The organism is Pigmentiphaga sp. MLSB6-MA01, from assembly GCF_058793475.1.
Genome location: NZ_JBXAFV010000003.1, coordinates 208770 through 226542 on the forward strand (window position 1 = coordinate 208770; position 17773 = coordinate 226542).

Genomic DNA, 17773 nt, shown 5'->3' on the forward strand with positions numbered 1-17773 from the left:
TGTTTTCCAAAACGATAAAGGAGAACACCATGTTCCATCCGGCCCGTTTCCACGCCATCGCGCCGCTCGCCGCGGCCCTCCTCGGCCTGGCCGCCTTTGGCGCCCAGGCCCAGTCCGTCACCAGCATCGTCGTCGCCTTCCCGCCCGGCGGCCCCGCCGACTCGCTTGCGCGCGTCGTCGCCACCCAGCTCGAAAAAGAGCTCAAGCAGACCGTCGTCATCGAGAACAAGCCGGGCGGCAACGGCGCCATCGCCGCCAGCCAGGTGGCCCGCTCACGGCCCGACGGCCACACGCTGTTCCTGAGCTCGGTGGGCGCGATCTCGATCAACCCCGCCCTGTACCCCAAGCTGATCTACGATCCCATCAAGGACTTCGCGCCGGTCTCGCTGCTGGTCTCCACGCCTGAGGTGCTGGTCGTCGGCCCGGGCAGCGCCAGCAAGACCGCCAGGGACTTCGTCGCCAACGCCAAGTCGGCCAAGGGCGCGACGATGGCCTCGTCCGGCGTGGGCAGCATGCCGCACATGGCCATCGTGCAGCTCAAGCTGTCGACCAAGGCCAACATCCTGCACGTCCCCTACAAGGGCGCGGCGCCCGCCATCACCGACACCATAGGCGGGCAGGTCGACGGCTTCATCGGCGACATCTCGGGCCTGATGTCCAACATCAAGGCGAACAAGGTCAAGGCGCTCGCCATCGCCGCGCCCAGGCGCTCACCCCTGCTGCCCGAGGTCCCGACCTTCGACGAACTGGGCGTGCCCAACGTCTACGCCAACAACTGGTACGGCCTGTACGCGCCCAAGGACACCCCGGCCGACAAGGTCGCCGCGCTGAACGCCGCGGTACGCAAGGTCCTCGGCTCGCCGGAACTGAAGGCCTATGCCGAATCGAGCGGGGTCGAACTCTCGCCCACCACGCCCAAGGAGTTCGACGAACTGGGCCGCAAGGACGCCAAGAAGTGGGGCGACCTGATCCGGGCGGAAGGGATCAAGGCCGACGAGTAAAGCGGCCGCTTGCCGGCTGGCCACGGCCCACGTATCGTTGCTCCGCATCGGGCAAGGAGACGTGGGATGAAAATACGAAGGGCATGGCGCATGCTGGCCTGGGGTGGCTGCCTGGCCGCCAGCGCGGCCGCCGCCGGACCGCAGGCGGTCGAAACGGAACCGGGCCCGGGCGCGCGCGCCGTCCGGGTCGTCGGCCAGCCCGGTGACTCCCCCGCCGCGCTGCGCGCCCGCCTCGACCAGCGCCTGGACGAACTGTGCCAGGGCCGGGTCTACGCCGTGGCCTATGAGCAAGGACAGTCCGTGCGGCAGTGGTACGCGGCGGGCGGCTCGACCATGATGGCCGCGCCCGATGCCGTCGTTCCCTATGTCGATGCGCAGGCGGTGTGCGACGGGCTGCGGGACTGAGCGGCCTTACACGCGCTTACACCCCCACCCCGCGCTCCGCGAAAGAATCCTGAAACGGCGGGTCCAACCACCGGATCCCTGGGAGCAGGCATGGCCGTACACGACCCCGCGATGCTCGGCATCGCTTCCAACCGCTTCGGACTGGGCGGGCGTCCCGATGACAAGGCGCCCGCCGACGCCAGGCAATGGCTGCTGGACCAGCTCGGCCGCTACGAGCCTCGTCCGCCCGCCTGGGATCCCCTGCCATCCTCGGGCGACCTGGTCCGGGACGTCGTCGCCCGTCAGCGCGAAATACGTGACACACCGTCCGACCGACAGGCCGCCGTCCGTGGCGCCCTGCGCAAGGCGCAGCGCCAGCACTACCTGGACGCCGTCGACATGCGCGCGCTGTCGGCGCTGGATACGCCCACGCCCTTCGTCGAACGCCTGGTGCATTTCTGGGCCAACCACTTCGCCGTCTCGGTCGAAAACCCCACGGTCGCGATGCTGGCGGGCAGCTTCGAGGCCGAGGCCATCCGCCCGCACGTACTCGGCCGTTTCGAGGACATGGTGATGGCGGTGGAGCGTCACCCGGCGATGCTGCTCTTCCTGAACCAGAACGCCTCGATCGGCCCGGGCAGCGTGGCGGCGGCCCGGGCCGCGCGGCGCAATCCGGCGCAGCAGCGCGGGCTGAACGAGAACCTGGCGCGCGAGATCATGGAACTGCACACGCTGGGCGTGCGCAGCGGCTATGGCCAGGAGGACGTCACGGAGTTCGCGCGCGCCCTGACGGGCTGGTCGGTGGCCGGCCTGGGCGCGCCCGACACGCCCGGGCGCGGCGTCGAGCTGGACGAAGGCACGGGCTACGCCTTCCACGCCGAACGCCACGAACCCGGCTCCCGCACCGTGCTCGGCCGCCGCTATGGCGAAGCCGGGCAAGAGCAGGCCGCCGCCATCATCCGCGATTTCGCGCGGGCCGATGCCACCGCCCGCCACGTGGCCACCAAGCTCGCCCGCCACTTCGTGGCCGACAGCCCACCGCCCGCGGTCGTCGATCGGCTGGCCCGGGCCTATCGCGACCACGACGGCGAACTCAAGCCGGTCTACGAGGCGCTGGCCGCGTCCCCGGAAGCCTGGCGCGCCCCGTCCGCCAAGTTCAAGACGCCGTGGGAATGGCTGCTGTCCTCGCTGCGCGGACTCGGCCGCACCGACCTGCAAGGCATACGGGTGGCGGCCCTGATGCAGCAACTGGGCCAGCCGCTGTGGCGTCCCGGCTCGCCCGCCGGCTATGACGACGTGGCAGGCGGTTGGGCCGCCCCCGACGCACTGATGCGGCGTGTGGAGCTGGCGGGCCGCCTGGCGAGCCTGCCGGACGCCGGCCTGGACGCTCGCCGGCTGGCGCCCCGGCTACTGCCCGGGCTGCTGGGCGAAGCCACCGCCACGGCTGTGTCTCGCGCCGAATCCGGCCGCACCGCGCTGGCGCTGCTGCTGGTGTCGCCCGAGTTCCTGAGGAGATGACACCATGACCCTGGCCTATCCCCGGCGCCGCTGGCTCAGGCAGGCCACGCTTGCCACGGCCGCCGCCGTATTTGCACCGCGCATGCTGTTCGCGCGGGCCGAGACCGACCGGCGCTTCATCTTCATCATCCAGCGCGGCGCGGCGGACGGCCTGAACACCGTGATTCCCTACGCGGACCCCGCCTACGCCACGCTGCGGCGCGAACTGGCCATCGACCCCGCGCAGGCGATACGGCTGGACGGCAGCTTCGCGCTGCATCCCTCGCTCGCCACCACCGGCGAACTCTACCGGTCCGGACAGGCGCTGTTCCTGCATGCCGTCGCGTCGCCCTATCGGGAACGTTCGCACTTCGACGGCCAGAACGTCCTGGAGACTGGCGGCGCCCGGCCCTACCAGCGCAAGGACGGATGGCTGAACCGGCTGCTGGGCATGCTGCCCGGCCAGAAGGACGCCGAAGCGATCGCCTTGGCACCGACCGTTCCACTGGCGCTGCGCGGCGAAGGCCGGGTCGCGTCGTATGCGCCGTCCGCCCTGCCCCCGCCGTCGGACGACCTGCTGCTGCGCGTGCAGCAGTTGTACGAACCCGATGCCCAGTTGCACGCGCTGTGGGACGCGGCCATGGAAGCGCGCGACATGGCGGGACCCGGCCGGACCCGGCAGAATCCCGCCGAACTGGGCAAGCTGGCCGCCACATTCCTGAAGCGCCCCGACGGCCCGCGTATCGCCATGGTGGAAACCGGCGGCTGGGACACCCACGCCGGCCAGAACACCCGCCTGGCGGCGCAGTTGAAAAACCTCGACGCGTTGCTGGCCGCCCTGAAGGAACACCTGGGTGGCGCCTGGGACCAGACCGTCGTCCTGGTCGCCACCGAATTCGGCCGCACCGCCGCCGCCAACGGCACCGGCGGCACCGACCACGGCACGGGATCCGCGGCCATGCTCGTCGGGGGCGCGGTCCGGGGCGGCCGCGTCATCGCCGACTGGCCGGGGTTGGACCAGGCTCATCTGCTGGAAGCGCGCGACCTGCGGCCGACCCTGGGACTGCCCGCGCTGATCGCCGCCACCGCCGCCGAATGCTTCGCGCTGGATCCGGGGCTTGCCCTGCGAACGCTGTACCCCGGGCAGACGGCGGCGGGAAGGCTGCCGGAACTGCTGACGAGCTGACGCCCGATGCCCCAGGACCGCCCCCTCCCCTTCGCGCCGCCCCGCCGGCAGGCCGCCGCGCCTCGCAACTCGCTGCTGTGGATCTTCGAGCCGCTGGAACGGGACGCCGGCTACTCCAGCAAGCGCATGTTCGGCTGCCTCGCCGCCTACCTGGACGACCTGCTGTGCCTCGTGGCGGCGGACCGGGGCGACCCGTGGAACGGCCTGCTGGTGTGCACGTCCAGGGACCGGCACGCCGCGCTCATGGCCGACGAGCCCGCGCTGCGGCCTCATGCGGTGCTGGGCAAATGGCTGTACCTGCCCCAGGACCATCCCGAGTTCGAAACCGTCGCGGCCAGGCTGGCGAGGCGCGCGCTGGAACGCGACCCGCGCCTGGGCGTCGCGCCCCGGCCGCGTGCCCCGCGGGCCAGGCGCAGCGCCGTCGGTTGACCGTCACGACAGCGGAGGCAACCGTCGGCTCACCGGGCATTCCTGCGTACCGGCATCGCCGCGGTCGCGCGGCAGGCAGACGAGCACCAGCAGCGAAAACGCCCCGGCACAGATGAAGGCATGGCCATAGCCGCCGCCGGCCGAGACGAACACCGCGAACAACGTCGGCGCCACGATATTGGTCAGGTTGACCAGGATGCTGGATCCCGCGGCGGTTTCCGAAATCATGTGCGGCGGCGACCGGCGTGCCACTTCGGCGATCTGCACGCCATTCCAGCTCGCGGCCGAACACCCCGCGATGAACGCGAGCAAGAGGGCCGCCCACAGCGGCCACTCCGGACTGGTCAGCCCCAGCAGCGCGGTCGTCACCGCCGAAAGCACGGCCGCGATCGACAACACCGCGGTAGCCGACCGCAGATGGTCGGACAGCCAGCCCAGTGCGATGCGGCCGATCACGCCGCCCGCCTGCATCACGGCGAACACCATCCCGGCCCGCCCGAGGGAATAACCCAGGCCGTCCACCAGATAGACCACGGTGAACGTGAACCAGCAACTCTGGGACACGGCGAACAAGCTGCCCACGATGGAGATCTGCAGCAGGCCGCGGTTGTTCATCAGCGATGCCAAAGGCACGCCCAGGGTACGCAACGAGCGCCACGTCGGCCTCGGGAAGGCCCGTCCGGTTCTCGCGGGGATCTCATCCAGGCCGGCGCTCAGCCTCCAGGTCAGCACGATGGGCAGCAACACCACCACCGCGCAGGCCAGCAGCGCCATGCGCCAGCCCGCCAGCGCCACCACCACGGGCACGAGCAGCCCGGCCATCACGCCTCCCAGGGGCACCCCGGCCTGCTTGATCGAGAACATCAGATTGCGCTTGCCCGGCGGCGAAAATCTTTGCAGGACTTCGCTGCCGGCCGGATTGGCGGCGCCATTGCTCAGGCCCATGGCAAAACATGCGGCCAGCGCCACGCCCAGGCTGGGATACAGCAGGAACGCCAGGCAGACCGCGCCCAACGACAACGTCAGCTGCAAGGTGCGCATTCCGCCGATCTGCTTGAACAATGCGGAGCCTGCGAGCAGGATGGCCAATCCGCCCATCGAATTGCTCGCGGTCAGGTAGCCGATGGAACTGCCGCTCCAGCCGAACTCCACGGACATGGCCGGCGCGACGATGGGGATGAGGCGGGTCAGGAACGACGAAATGGTCTGCAGAATGCAAATGGCCACTACTGGCATCAGCCAGGCCGGTGCGGTGCTTGTCATCGAGTCTCTTGCGTCACGCGTGCGGGAGATACAGGGGAAAGGACTCGCCCGTCCACCCCGGTGATCCGGTGTTTGCTTTTCTTTTCATAATACCGCCAAGGACTCAGCCAGTCTCCGGGTATAATGGTGGGTTGCCCAATTGCCGCAAACAGGGCAACGTGGCCCATCACCGGGTCACTGACTTCTTCGCCAGACCCATTTAGGAGCGAGCAGTTTGCCCAAGGAAGATTTGATCGAAATGCGTGGCGTGGTCAACGAGGTCCTGCCTGACTCACGATTCCGGGTCACGCTGGAAAACGGCTTCGAGATCACCGCGTACTCCGGCGGAAAGATGCGCAAGTTCAACATCCGCGTACTCGCGGGTGACGACGTCACGCTCGAAATGTCCCCCTACGACATGACCAAAGGCCGCATCACGTTCCGCCATATCGCGGGGCGCCCTGCCGCCACCCCCGGCCCCAAGCCCCGGAGGAAGTGACAGCGGCGCAAGCCGCCCAATTGAAAACAGCTCCCGAAGGAGCTGTTGGCTTTCAATCGGCCTGCTTACGCAAGCTCAGAGCACTTTGATCTTGGTCGCAGCCGGGCCTTTCGCGCCCTGGCCAGCGATGAAGCTCACGCGCTGGTTCTCTTCGAGGGAGCGATGGCCGCTGCCCTGGATTTCCGAAAAGTGCGCGAAAAGGTCCTTTCCGCCCGAATCCGGCATGATGAAGCCGAAGCCCTTCTCAGAGTTGAACCACTTGACGACGCCTGTTTGTTCCATGTCATTTCCTTGGGGATAAAAAACGGATTTCCCGTCAACTCACGACACTCAAGGAAGAAATTGGAACGACGAAGACCGCTATCGTGGACTTTGACTGAACTAGATTACGACTCTTGAAGGCCGTGGCTGGCGGACTATGGACTGAAAAGCGCAATAAGTCAAATGGCCTTGTCAGGCAGCTTTCCATCCAGGGAGACAAGGCGGTGGTGCCGGTGAAAGGAATCGAACCCTCGACCTTCTCATTACAAGTGAGCTGCTCTACCAACTGAGCTACACCGGCAGGAGGCGGGATTGTAATGGAAATCGTCGGCGGTCATGCCGGCGCGGCGGCCGCCACCCGCGCCGGATCGCTGGACCAGGCGCTCCACGAGCCCGCGTACAGCGCCGCCTTCACGCCCAGGTCCTGCACGGCGGCGATCCAGTAGGCGGCCGCCACGCCCGATCCGCAGTAGGCCACCAGCGGCCGCCCGTCATCGTCGAACAGCCCGAGCTTGCGCGCCAGGGCCTCGCGCTGGGCGAAGGGCAGCAGGCGGCCGTCCGCATCCTGCCAGATGCCTGCCGGGCTGCTGACCGCGCCCGGCAGGTGGGCCGGCTGTTTGCCATCTCCCGCATAGGCCGCCGCCGCGCGCGCGTCGAACAGGCGGTATGCGGAAAAATCGGCGGCGATGGCCTCGGTATCGATGGCCGCCAGTTCAGGCACGGCCGTTTGCGCGGGCGGCGGCGCCGCGCCCCCGCTACGGGCGGCCCACGCGCCCAGGCCGCCGTCCAGGATGCGGACACGCGGCAGTCCGGCCCAGGTCAGCACCCACCACGCGCGCGCGGCGGCGGAGCCATTGGCGGCGTCATAAACGACGATGTCGCCGTCCGGGTCCAGGTCCGCCTCGGCCGTCCAGCGCCGGACCGCCTCCGGCGACGGCAGGGGCAGGCGGCCGCGGGCGGGATCGCCGGGATCGGCGTAGTGCGCGGGCAACGCGGTGCCGATGGACCCTGGAATCGGTTCCGCCGGCAGCGGACCGCCATCGGGGGCGACGTAGACCACGACCACGCCTCCCGAGGCCAGGGCCGTCGCCAGGGCATCGGCGGAGATGAAGGGAAAAACCGTATGGGAAGCGGGAAGCACGGCGCTCATGGAGATTCCTTGTGACAGATCAGCGTTTGGTTTGCAGGAGGTCCCGGCCCGCCGACGGCGGCATCGCGAGCGTCATGGCCGCGCTGCCCAGGGCGACCGCGCCCAGGACGAGATAAACCCAGGAATAGGCGGCCCCGCCCGTACCGATCGCCGTCCCGCTCTTGAGCAGCAGGGCGGCCACGGCCACGCCCATGGCCACCGTCAGGTTCTGGATGGACAGGAAGAAACTGGTGGCGGCGGCCAGCCGGGACCGGGCCACGTCGGCATACGCCAGCGTGCCGTAGGCGTTCATCTGCAGCGAACGCGCCCAGCCGAAACCGAACAGTGCCGCCGCGTACACGACCAGCGCCTCGCGCGGCGGGATCCATCCGGCCGCCGCCAGGCAGCCCGCCGCCAGCGCGCCATGCAGGAACAACCCCTTGCGGTATCCGGTCCGGCGCAGGATCTTGCCGCTGAAGAATTTCATCGCGAAGCCTCCCACGGCCGGTATGAGCACCACCAGTCCCGCCTCCAGCGGACTGTAGCCGTCGCGCTGCTGCAAGGTCACCGGCAGCAGGAAGGGTACGCCGCCCACGGCGATGCGGAAGACCGAACCGCTCGCCATCGCATCGCGGAAGCTGCGCAGCGCCAGCAGGTCCAGGGCCAACACCGGATCGGCGACCCGCCGCGCGTGCCGGATATAGGCCGCCACCAGCAGCACGCCGGCCACCAGCGCCGCCACGGCCGGCCCTGTCCGGACATGGGCCTCGGCCAGCGCCATCAGCCCCCACATCAGGCAGGCGAAGCCGGCACCGCTCAGCAGCGTGCCGCGCAGGTCGAACGCGCCCTCGCCCCTGCCCTCGGTCGCGGGCAGGAAGCGCCGGACCAGCCATAGCGCGCCCAGGCACAGCGGCACGTTGATCCAGAATATCCAGCGCCATCCCACATAGGTCGTCAGGAGACCTCCCAGGAACGGCCCCACCATGGGCGCGATCATGGCAAGCAGGATCACCAGGGCCATCGCCTCGACGAGTTCATGCCTGGCGGCGGTCCGCAGCACGATCAGCCGGCCGACGGGCGCCATCAAGGCGCCCGCCATGCCCTGGACGAAGCGCAGCACGACCAGGACGAGGGCATTGGGCGCGAAACCGCAGGCGATGGAACTGGCCAGGAACAGCCAGATCGCGCCGGCGAACACCCGCTTGTCCCCATGGCGTTCGGCCAGCCGGCCGCTCAGCGGGATCAGGATGGTCAACCCGAGCAGGTAGGCGGTGATGGTCGCGCTGAGCGTGACCGTGTCCGAGTTCAGGTCCGCCGCCATGGCGGGCAGCGCCGACGCCACGCTGGTCGCGTCGAGCTGTTCGACGAAGAAAATGGACGAAACGATCCACGCTGTGCGCCGGGTCTGCGGCGACAGGCGTTCGGGCGGCGCGGTCCCGGCGGTGGCGGCCGGCGGCATCAGGCCACCCGGCGCACGCCGGCCACGCCGGCATCCGCCTCCGCATCGCCCGCGATCAGGCCTCGCAGCGACTGCCGGACCGCTTGCCGCTGGGCCGGCGTCTCCCATTGCGCGCGCAGGAACTCGCCCGCCACCCGCCCCGGCCGGTCGAAGACCAGGACACGATCGGCCATGGACAGCGCCTCCTCCAGCGAATGCGTGATCTGCAGGACCGTCTGGCCATGCGCCTTGGCGATGCGCTGGAAATCGGCGCGCAGCGCGGCGGCGGTGACTTCGTCCAGCGCGCCGAAAGCCTCGTCGGCGATCATGACCTCGGGCCGGGTGATCAGCGCCCGCGCCAGCGCCACCCGCTGGCGCATGCCGCCCGACAACTGCTGGGGATACGCATGCTCGTGCCCGGCCAGGCCGACCTTGTGCAACAGCCCGACGGCCTGCGCCTCGGTGCCCGGCGAACGCGTGCGCAGGATTTCGAGCGGCACGAGCACATTCTCGAGCGCGGTGCGCCATGGCAGCAGGCGATCGGTCTGGAATACGCAGCCTATGCGGCCGCGCAGGCGATTGAAGTCGCGCAGGGGATCGACGCCCAACACCCGCACGCGACCGCCAGACGCCTCTGTCAGGCCGAGGATCAGATTGACCGCCGTCGACTTGCCACAGCCCGTGCGGCCGACGATGCAGACATGCTCGCCGGCGGCAATGGAAAAGCTCAGCCCGGCGATGGCTGGCGGACGGCTCTTGCCGAATCGTTTCTCGACCTGGACGAACGCGATGGTCTCAGGCATGGCCGCGCACTCCGTCATGGCCGCGATACGACAGGAACCGCCGTTCGAAGCCGCTCAGCACCTGATTGCTCAGAATGACGAAAACCACCAGCACGGCCGTCCAGACGATGGTCTGATCCATGCGGAACATCTCCTGCGATACGCGCAGTTGGTGGCCGACGCCGGTGATCCCGCCCAGCAGCTCGGCCATGATCGTGACGCGGGTGGCATTGCCGATGTTGATACGCCAGACCGTCAGCAACGACGGCAGGACCGCCGGCCACCACAGGATGCGGGCCCGCTGCCACGGCGTCGGCCGCATGGACTGCACCAGATCCACCCAGTCGCGCGGGATGCCGCGCAAGGCGTCGCGGGCCTGGTAGAAGAACGCGGGCAGCGCCGAGGTGACCACCACGAAAGCGATGCGCGCCTCGGCATCGCGGAACCAGAGGATGGCGAAGATGACCCAGCACAGGGAAGGGATGCCCTGCTTGAGTTCGACCAGCGGCACCAGGAAACGCTCGACATGGACGTTGCCGGCCACGGCCGCCCCGAGCAGGGACGACACCAGGAACGACGCCAGCAGGTACGCCCAGATACGTCCATACGTGATGGCGAGGGCGGACCATCCTTCCGGCGAGGCCAGCAGGTCGCCCGCGGTGGCCGCGATCTGCGACAGCGAGGGGAAAAACATGGGAGTCGAATGATGCGACGCCCACTCCCACGCCCCCAGCATCAGCGCAATGGCAAGCGCCCCCTCCCACGGCACGGACGGCCAGGACGGCAGCCCCGCGCCGCGCCGCCGCGCCGGCTCGTGGTGATCCGCGAGGCTACTCATTCCTGCCTTCCACGTCGAAGGCCGAGACCAGCGAATCGAGCTCGGCATCCGTCAGCGGGCGTGGCAACTGGCCGCCCTCGGGCAGCAGCTTCTGCGTCAGCAGCGCCACCGTCTTGATGTGACGGCGCAGGGGCTCGATGCGGGTCAGGTCGCGATAACGCTCCAGCACGCCTTGCAGCGCCTGCACCTCGACCTGGGCATCCTTGGACACCAGGCGGGCGGCCTCGGCCGGCTTCTGCCGGATGAAGTCGGCCGCTTCCTTGTTGGCCGCGTAGAACTTTCGTATCAGGGCCTGGTTGGATGCCTGGGCGATCCACGGCGAGGCGACCCCCAACGTGATGGACGGGACGAAGTCCGTGCCCGAGGCCTTCTGCCAGACAGCCTGGTCGAACACCGGCAGCGAATGCAGCGCCCCCTTGCCCTGGGCAACCGCGGCGGCGCCCTCGGTGGGATTGACCAGCAGCGCGTCGATGCGCCCGAGCTGCAACTCGGCCAGGCCGGCCGCGCCGCGCGCGCTCGATGACTTGATCGTGACCTTGCCCAGGTCCACGCCGCGGGCCTGCAGGAACCACCTGGACAGCGCCCAGCTCCCCGTGATGGTGTCGGTCTGCACCACCTTGCCCTGGAGTTGCCGGATGTCCGTGATCCCCGGATCGCGGATGACGATGTCGGACTCGAAGTTGAAGATGTTCCACAGCAAGGTGAAATCGGCGCCTTGCTGCTTGAAGCGGCTGACGGCGGCGATCGCGGCGCAGAAGCAGACCGGGTCCCTGCCGGTGGCGAAATCCGTGTAGGCCACATTGGAAGGCTTGGGTATCACGGTCAGTTCGAACCCGTGCTTGCGGTCCAGCCCCAGCCGCTGGATCAGCACCGGAATCCATATGCTTTGCGAGGGCGGCGAGAACACCGTGACCGCCAGCTTGGGCAGCGGTTCGGCCGCCTGGGCGACAGATGCCGCGGCATTCACCGCCAGCCCCACGGCAAGTGCAACGCCGATTTTCCGGAACAGCTTTTTCATGTTGCTCATCTTGTTCAATCCAGCACCGCGCGATGCAGCACGCGGCCTTGTCCCGCGTAGTTGAAAATGCCCCGATGCTGGACGATGCGGTTGTCCCAGATCAGCGCCGCGCCGGTTTCCCACCGATACTCGGTGCAGACCTCGGGCGATTTGATGAACTCGAACACGATGCCCAGCAGATGGTCGCTGACCAGCCGGGGCACGCCCAGCACCCGCTGCGCGTAGAGTTCGCAGGCAAAAAGCTGGCGGGCGCCGGTTTCGGGGTGTACCCGCACCAGCGGCACTTCCAGCGGCGGCGTATCGAGCCGTGCCTGCGCCAGGCGCTCCGGATCCGCATAGGACATCGACACCAGCCCCATCTGGTCGGCGTTGTGCAGGATGGTCAGGGTATCCAGGTAGGCCGCGAACCGGGGATCGAGCAGCCGGTAGGCCGCCGTCGCGTTCGAAAACAAGGTCCCGCCGCCGTGCCGGGGCGCCTCTACGGCGTACAAGGCGGTGAATTTCTGCGGGTGCTCTCGATAGGCCTGGTCGATATGCCAGATGTAGTTGGTGCGCGTTTTCTTGCGCGCCGAATCGATGGCGTTGGCCTCGCCCCCCACGCGCGGCGCCTGGGGATTGCCGGCGAACCGCGGCGCGCCGAACAGCGCGGCGAACGGCTCGAAATCGCCAGCCGCGACCGAGCCCGGCTCGAAGGACAGGAAACCGTACTCCAGCAGGGAACGGTACAGGAAGGCCTGGACCTCGTCGGGCGTGCGGACATCCGGCTGGAAGCGGAAGCCTCGGACCACGCCCCCCACGATGGGGGAATAAGGCTGGATGCGGATCTCCCCCAGGCTCGCTTCGTCGTAGCGATAGAGCTCGGGGTCAAGAATGCGGGGCTGGTGCAGCTCGGTATCCGCGGGCCGATGTTGCGGCTTGAGCAATGCGTTCATCGTCATTCGTCTCGGGAAAGAGAACCAGAATAACGATCGGCGCGGCGGCCGCTAACGAATGTTTCCGAGTTTGGTTATGCGTCGCGTGGAGCGGGGAAGCGCGACGGGGCGCGAGCCCCGTCGGCGGTGAAAACGACTTACTTGATGATGGTCAGCTTCGGCCGGCCACGGTCCGGACCGCCCGGCGGGGCGGGATCCGTGTCGTCGGGCTTGCCGTCGACGGCAGGCGCATCGCCCGCCGGCACGGCGGACAATTGCGGACGGATTGCCGAAACATTCTCTTGCGGTTCGACGGTGGCCGCGTCGTCGACCACCGGGCTGTCGGGCGCGACGCCCGCGTCCGACAAGGCGGGTGGCCCCGCCTCGAAGGCCATGCCATGTCCGGTTTCGCGTGCATAGATGGCCGTGACCGCATCCATGGGAACGGAAATCTGCCGCGCCACGCCGCCGAAGCGCGCCTGGAACTCGATGAACTCGTTCCCCAGTTGCAGCTTGTGGGTGGCCAGCCGACCGACGTTCAGGACGATTTCGCCGTTCGTGACGTGCTCGCGCGGCACCACCACCCGCTCGTCCACCGTCACGGCGATGTGGGGCGTATAACCGTTGTCGGTGCACCACTCGTGCAGGGCACGGATCAGGTACGGCTTGGTGGAGATTTCGCTCATGGTTGCACCCTTGGCGCCGCGCGATGCCGGCTGGTGATCCGTGCGCCCCGCATCAGCGACGCATGACCTTTTCGGACGGCGTCAGCGCCTCGATGTACGCCGGCCGCGAGAAGATGCGTTCGGCATACTTCTGCAGGGGCGCGGCGTTCTTCGGCAGCTCGATGCCATAGTGGTCCAGGCGCCAGAGCAGCGGCGCGATCGCCACGTCCAGCATCGAGAACTCTTCGCCAAGCATAAACTTGTTTTTCAGGAAGATAGGCGCGAGCTGCGAAAGCCGGTCGCGGATCTGCTGGCGCGCCTGGTCGAGCGCCTTCTCGTCGGCGCGGCTTTCCCGTGCTTCCAGCGTGCCGACGTGCACGAACAGTTCCTTCTCGAAATTGAACAGGAACAGCCGCGCGCGGGCGCGCATCACCGGATCGGCGGGCATCAGCTGCGGATGCGGAAAACGCTCGTCGATGTACTCGTTGATGATGTTCGACTCGTACAGCACCAGATCGCGCTCGACCAGGATGGGCACCTGGCCGTACGGGTTCATGACGGCGATGTCCTCGGGCTTGTTGTAGAGGTCGACATCGCGGATTTCGAAATCCATGCCCTTTTCGAACAACACGAAACGGCAGCGTTGGGAAAACGGACACGTGGTTCCGGAGTAAAGCACCATCATGACGGGGCCTCCGAGAGAGTATGTAAAAACGTTAAAGGGCCAGCCATCCAAAAGGATGCTGGCCCCGGACAGGTAGTTCGAGAACTACTTGACGTCCTTCCAGTACACGGCGTTCAGTCGCCAGGTGATGACCGTGAAGAAAGCCAGGAAAATCAGCACCCACACCCCCAGGCGTACGCGATGTTGCTGCACGGGCTCGGCCATCCACGACATGAACGCGACCAGATCGGCAACGTCGTTGTCGTACGCTTGCACCCGGGCCGCATCCTTGGCCGCGAAACGTGTTTCCATCGTTTCGTGGCCGTGGTAATCGGCAACCGGCTCGTGCTTGACGGTGGCAGCGCCGTTCACGTCGTAAACCGTCGTGACACGCTCCCAACCGTGTTCGCCTTCGCCCCGGTGCATGGCGACGGTGGTGAGTTCGCGCGGCCCCTGGCGCTCCCACATGGCATGAGGCATGCCCACGTTGGGAAACACCAGGTTGTTCCAGCCCGTGGGCCGGGTATCGTCGCGGTAGAACGTACGCAGGTAGGTGTAGAGGTAATCGGCGCCCGACGGTCCGGCATTGACGGATTTCGCCCGGGCAATGACCGACAGGTCGGGAGGCGCGGCGCCGAACCATTCCTTCGCCTCTTTGGCGGTCATGGCAACGGTCATCATGTCGCCGACTTTGCCGTCCGTGAACAGGAGGTTGTCCTTGATCTGTTCGTCGGTCAGGCCGATGTCCTTGAGCCGATTGTACCGCATGGACGAAGCGGCATGGCAGTTGAGGCAATAGTTGACGAACAGTTTGGCCCCGTTTTGCAGGGCCGGCAGGTCGTTCAGGCGCGCGGGCGCCTTCTCCAGGTGATACCCGCCTTCGGCTGCCTGCACCCCAGTGCAGGCCAGCATCAGAATCAGTAGACCGAGCAGCTTCTTCATCGTGATATCCGTAGTCTGTCAGGCCGGCGCAGCCGCCGCCGGCCCGGTGAGCATCCTCAGTGGGCGGAGAAAGTGACGCGTTCGGGCACAGGCTTGAACGTGCCGCGCCGGCTCCAGAACGGCATCAACAGGAAGAAGCCGAGGTAGAGAACGGTACCGACCTGCGAAATGAGGTTGAAGACCTCGGTAGGCGCTTGCGTTCCCAGGTAGCCCAGCACCAGGAAGTTGACGATGAAGATGCCATAGATCCACTTGTGCCAGCCGGGACGGTAGCGGATGGACTTGACAGGCGAATGGTCGAGCCAGGGCAGGAAGAACAGGATGACCACCGCGCCGCCCATCGTGAGCACGCCCCAGAACTTGGCGTCCCAGACGCGCAGCAGGATGGCGATCGCCAGCAGCACCACGGTGATGGCGATCTTGGCGACGCCGCCGACGCGGCTCTTGAACAGGAACCACGCGGCCGCCACGACCGCGGCGAACGCCAGCACCCAGGTGAAGTCGTCGGTGCAGGCACGCAGCATCGAGTAGAACGGCGTGAAGTACCAGACCGGCGCGATGTGCGGCGGGGTCTTCAACGGGTCGGCCGGGATGAAGTTGTTGTACTCCAGGAAGTAGCCGCCCATCTCCGGCGCGAAGAACACGATCGCGCTGAAGATCATCAGGAAGATGGCCACGCCGAACAGGTCATGCACGGAGTAGTAGGGATGGAACGGAATGCCGTCGAGCGGAATGCCGTTGGCGTCCTTCTTCTCCTTGATCTCGACGCCGTCGGGATTGTTGGAGCCGACTTCGTGCAGCGCGATGACGTGCGCCACGACCAGGCCCAGCAGCACCAGGGGTACGGCGATGACGTGGAACGAGAAGAAGCGGTTCAGGGTCGCGTCGGAGACGACGTAGTCGCCCCGTATCAGGATCGCCAGGTCGGGGCCGACGAACGGGATGGCCGAGAACAGGTTCACGATCACCTGGGCGCCCCAGTACGACATCTGGCCCCAGGGCAGCAGGTAGCCCATGAAGGCCTCGGCCATCAGGCACAGGAAGATCGCGACGCCGAAGATCCAGACCAGTTCGCGCGGCTTGCGGTACGAGCCGTAGAACAGCCCGCGCAGCATGTGCAGGTACACCACGACGAAGAACATCGAGGCGCCGGTGGAGTGCATGTAGCGGACGAGCCAGCCCCACGGCACTTCCCGCATGATGTATTCGACCGACTGGAACGCGCGTTCGGCGTCGGGCTTGTAGTGCATGACCAGGAAAATCCCGGTCACGATCTGGATGACCAGCACCAGGAGCGCCAGCGAACCGAAGAAATACCAGAAATTGAAATTCTTCGGTGCGTAGTACTCGGACAGGTGCGCTTTCCAGGTCGAGGTGAGCGGAAAGCGGGCGTCGATCCAGCCCAGAAGGCCCGTTGTCTCGACATTCTTCTCGCCAGCCATGGCTGCTGCTCCTTTTGCTCGGCGGGTTCGGCGCTGCACTGCTTGGTGCCGCAACGCCGACGTGTTTCTATGGCTACGTTTGACAGGAGGACGCGGCTATCGCCTCCCCCGCTGCGAATGACTGACGCTCAGGCCTTGTTGTTCTTGTCGACACCGACCACGATCTTGGTATCGGACAGGAACTCGTAGGGAGGAATCGTCAGGTTGTCGGGCGACGGCTTGTTCTTGTACACCCGGCCGGCCATGTCGAACGTCGAGCCATGGCAGGGGCACAGGAAGCCGCCATGCCAATCGGCCGGCAGGCTGGGCTGGGGCCCGGTGGCGAACCGGGCGGTGGGCGAGCACCCGAGGTGCGGACAGATGCCGACGGCGACAAGGTACTCCGGCTTGATCGAGCGGTACTCGTTGCGCGCGTACTCGGGCGTGATTTCGTCGGGATTGCGCTGGGAGTTGGGGTCGGCGAGCTGGTCGTCGACTTCCTTCAGCGTGGCAAGCTGTTCCGGCGTGCGGTGGATGATCCAGACCGGCTTGCCGCGCCACTCGACGGTGCGCATTTCACCGGGCTGCATGCCTCCAATATCGACCTCCACCGGAGCTCCCGCCGCCTTCGCCCGTTCGGACGGGGCGAACGTGCTGACGAAAGGAACGGCCACGCCTACAGCGGCGACTCCCCCCACAGCACAGGTGGTGCCGACCCAAAACCGGCGGTCGGCGTCTACCACTTTGTCCTGACTCATTGATTGACCCTCAAGATTACTTCTTCTCTTAGCACTTGAAAGCAGATTGGCGCTCTTGGCGGACCGGCGCCTTATAGTAACCTTCGAGTATAACGCAATGCCTACAGGCCCCGACAGACTTCGTAGCACATTCGCCATCGCACTATTACGGCCGAAGTTCCCGCGGCGCGAAAAAATAAGGGATACTTTCGCGCAACAACAAACGGGAGGTGGTCCATGAGCATCATGAAGGAATTCCGCGATTTCGCGATGCGCGGCAATGTCGTCGACCTCGCGGTCGGTGTGATCATCGGTGCGGCGTTCGGCAAGATCGTCGACTCCCTGGTCAAAGACATCGTCATGCCGATCGTCAACGTCATCCTGGGCGGCAACGTCGATTTCAGCAACAAGTTCATCGTACTCCGGGCGCCAGCCGACTACGCCGGCCCGCAGACGTACGACGCCCTCAGCAAGGCCGGCGCCACCCTGCTCGGGTGGGGTAATTTCCTGACCATTCTGATCAACTTCGTGTTGCTGGCTTTCGTCATCTTCTGGATGGTCAAGGCCATGAACCGCGCCCAGGCCCGCTTCACCAAAGAAGCCCCGCCTCCCGCGCCCGCGCCGACACCGGAAGACGTCGAACTGTTGCGTGAGATCCGCGATCTGCTGAAGAGGTAAGCCAAGAGGTAGCCCCCCCCTACGCCCTTCGGGCGCCCCCCAGGGGGCGAA

General features: G+C 67.0%; 20 protein-coding genes and 1 tRNA gene. 7 read left to right on the forward strand and 14 right to left on the reverse strand.

The features are described from left to right. Window positions 1–29 precede the first annotated feature (29 nt). The 5 genes from AC1Q6E_RS06510 to AC1Q6E_RS06530 all read left to right on the forward strand — a co-directional run bounded on the left by AC1Q6E_RS06510 (window position 30) and on the right by AC1Q6E_RS06530 (window position 4497). Entirely contained in the window at window positions 30–1001 is a 972-nt protein-coding gene (locus AC1Q6E_RS06510) for a Bug family tripartite tricarboxylate transporter substrate binding protein (RefSeq protein WP_152799620.1), read from the forward strand. Window positions 1002–1067: 66 nt separating this feature from the next. Further along, window positions 1068–1406: a hypothetical protein gene (locus tag AC1Q6E_RS06515; protein ID WP_152799622.1), complete on the forward strand. Its 339-nt coding sequence runs from the start codon at window positions 1068–1070 to the stop codon at window positions 1404–1406. A 90-nt stretch (window positions 1407–1496) separates the two neighbouring features. After that, on the forward strand, window positions 1497–2903 hold the full coding sequence (locus AC1Q6E_RS06520; protein ID WP_492572436.1) for a DUF1800 domain-containing protein: 1407 nt from the start codon (window positions 1497–1499) through the stop codon (window positions 2901–2903). A gap of 4 nt (window positions 2904–2907) precedes the next feature. Next, window positions 2908–4068, forward strand: a complete 1161-nt coding sequence (locus tag AC1Q6E_RS06525) for a DUF1501 domain-containing protein (protein WP_296560111.1) — start codon at window positions 2908–2910, stop codon at window positions 4066–4068. Between the two features lie 6 nt (window positions 4069–4074). After that, window positions 4075–4497 carry a hypothetical protein gene (locus AC1Q6E_RS06530; protein WP_296560109.1) on the forward strand — a complete coding sequence of 141 codons (423 nt, stop codon included), beginning with the start codon at window positions 4075–4077 and terminating at the stop codon, window positions 4495–4497. A gap of 3 nt (window positions 4498–4500) precedes the next feature. Here AC1Q6E_RS06530 and AC1Q6E_RS06535 read toward each other — a convergent pair whose 3' ends face one another. Further along, complete coding sequence (locus tag AC1Q6E_RS06535) at window positions 4501–5760, reverse strand: MFS transporter (protein WP_152797870.1); 1260 nt, start codon at window positions 5758–5760, stop codon at window positions 4501–4503. 214 nt (window positions 5761–5974) lie between these two features. On the opposite strand from AC1Q6E_RS06535, the gene infA reads away from it, so the two are divergent. Further along, the gene (gene infA / locus AC1Q6E_RS06540) at window positions 5975–6238 is read left to right on the forward strand and encodes a translation initiation factor IF-1 (protein WP_152797871.1); all 264 of its coding nucleotides are present in this window, start codon (window positions 5975–5977) and stop codon (window positions 6236–6238) included. 75 nt (window positions 6239–6313) lie between these two features. Here the strand turns inward: infA and AC1Q6E_RS06545 are convergent, their stop codons facing one another. The 13 genes from AC1Q6E_RS06545 to petA all read right to left on the reverse strand — a co-directional run bounded on the left by AC1Q6E_RS06545 (window position 6314) and on the right by petA (window position 17065). Then, entirely contained in the window at window positions 6314–6520 is a 207-nt protein-coding gene (locus AC1Q6E_RS06545) for a cold-shock protein (protein ID WP_152797872.1), read from the reverse strand. 204 nt (window positions 6521–6724) lie between these two features. Then, window positions 6725–6800, reverse strand: a tRNA-Thr gene (locus AC1Q6E_RS06550). A 33-nt stretch (window positions 6801–6833) separates the two neighbouring features. Continuing rightward, window positions 6834–7649 carry a sulfurtransferase gene (locus AC1Q6E_RS06555; RefSeq protein ID WP_492572437.1) on the reverse strand — a complete coding sequence of 272 codons (816 nt, stop codon included), beginning with the start codon at window positions 7647–7649 and terminating at the stop codon, window positions 6834–6836. A gap of 19 nt (window positions 7650–7668) precedes the next feature. Then, window positions 7669–9087 carry an MFS transporter gene (locus AC1Q6E_RS06560; RefSeq protein WP_492572438.1) on the reverse strand — a complete coding sequence of 473 codons (1419 nt, stop codon included), beginning with the start codon at window positions 9085–9087 and terminating at the stop codon, window positions 7669–7671. Then, window positions 9087–9869, reverse strand: coding sequence for an ABC transporter ATP-binding protein (locus tag AC1Q6E_RS06565; protein WP_296560103.1), 783 nt, complete (start codon window positions 9867–9869; stop codon window positions 9087–9089). The genes AC1Q6E_RS06560 and AC1Q6E_RS06565 overlap by 1 nt, the downstream gene beginning before the upstream one ends. Beyond that, window positions 9862–10686 carry an ABC transporter permease gene (locus AC1Q6E_RS06570; protein WP_152797876.1) on the reverse strand — a complete coding sequence of 275 codons (825 nt, stop codon included), beginning with the start codon at window positions 10684–10686 and terminating at the stop codon, window positions 9862–9864. The genes AC1Q6E_RS06565 and AC1Q6E_RS06570 overlap by 8 nt, the downstream gene beginning before the upstream one ends. Continuing rightward, the gene (locus AC1Q6E_RS06575; protein WP_492572439.1) at window positions 10679–11713 is read right to left on the reverse strand and encodes an ABC transporter substrate-binding protein; all 1035 of its coding nucleotides are present in this window, start codon (window positions 11711–11713) and stop codon (window positions 10679–10681) included. The genes AC1Q6E_RS06570 and AC1Q6E_RS06575 overlap by 8 nt, the downstream gene beginning before the upstream one ends. A 5-nt stretch (window positions 11714–11718) precedes the next feature. Then, window positions 11719–12636 carry a TauD/TfdA dioxygenase family protein gene (locus AC1Q6E_RS06580; RefSeq protein ID WP_492572440.1) on the reverse strand — a complete coding sequence of 306 codons (918 nt, stop codon included), beginning with the start codon at window positions 12634–12636 and terminating at the stop codon, window positions 11719–11721. 137 nt (window positions 12637–12773) lie between these two features. Further along, window positions 12774–13301, reverse strand: coding sequence for a ClpXP protease specificity-enhancing factor (locus AC1Q6E_RS06585; protein WP_152797879.1), 528 nt, complete (start codon window positions 13299–13301; stop codon window positions 12774–12776). Between the two features lie 52 nt (window positions 13302–13353). Beyond that, window positions 13354–13965, reverse strand: a complete 612-nt coding sequence (locus AC1Q6E_RS06590) for a glutathione S-transferase N-terminal domain-containing protein (protein WP_152797880.1) — start codon at window positions 13963–13965, stop codon at window positions 13354–13356. Window positions 13966–14049: 84 nt separating this feature from the next. Then, window positions 14050–14892: a cytochrome c1 gene (locus AC1Q6E_RS06595; RefSeq protein ID WP_296560235.1), complete on the reverse strand. Its 843-nt coding sequence runs from the start codon at window positions 14890–14892 to the stop codon at window positions 14050–14052. Window positions 14893–14942: 50 nt separating this feature from the next. Then, a complete protein-coding gene (locus AC1Q6E_RS06600) occupies window positions 14943–16328 on the reverse strand; it encodes a cytochrome b (protein ID WP_152797882.1) in 1386 nt (461 codons plus the stop codon). Window positions 16329–16456: 128 nt separating this feature from the next. Further along, window positions 16457–17065, reverse strand: coding sequence for a ubiquinol-cytochrome c reductase iron-sulfur subunit (gene petA, locus AC1Q6E_RS06605; protein WP_152797883.1), 609 nt, complete (start codon window positions 17063–17065; stop codon window positions 16457–16459). 216 nt (window positions 17066–17281) lie between these two features. On the opposite strand from petA, the gene mscL reads away from it, so the two are divergent. Further along, window positions 17282–17722 (forward strand): large conductance mechanosensitive channel protein MscL, encoded by a 441-nt coding sequence (mscL, locus tag AC1Q6E_RS06610; RefSeq protein WP_124691493.1) that lies wholly within the window; start codon window positions 17282–17284, stop codon window positions 17720–17722. Window positions 17723–17773 lie beyond the last annotated feature (51 nt).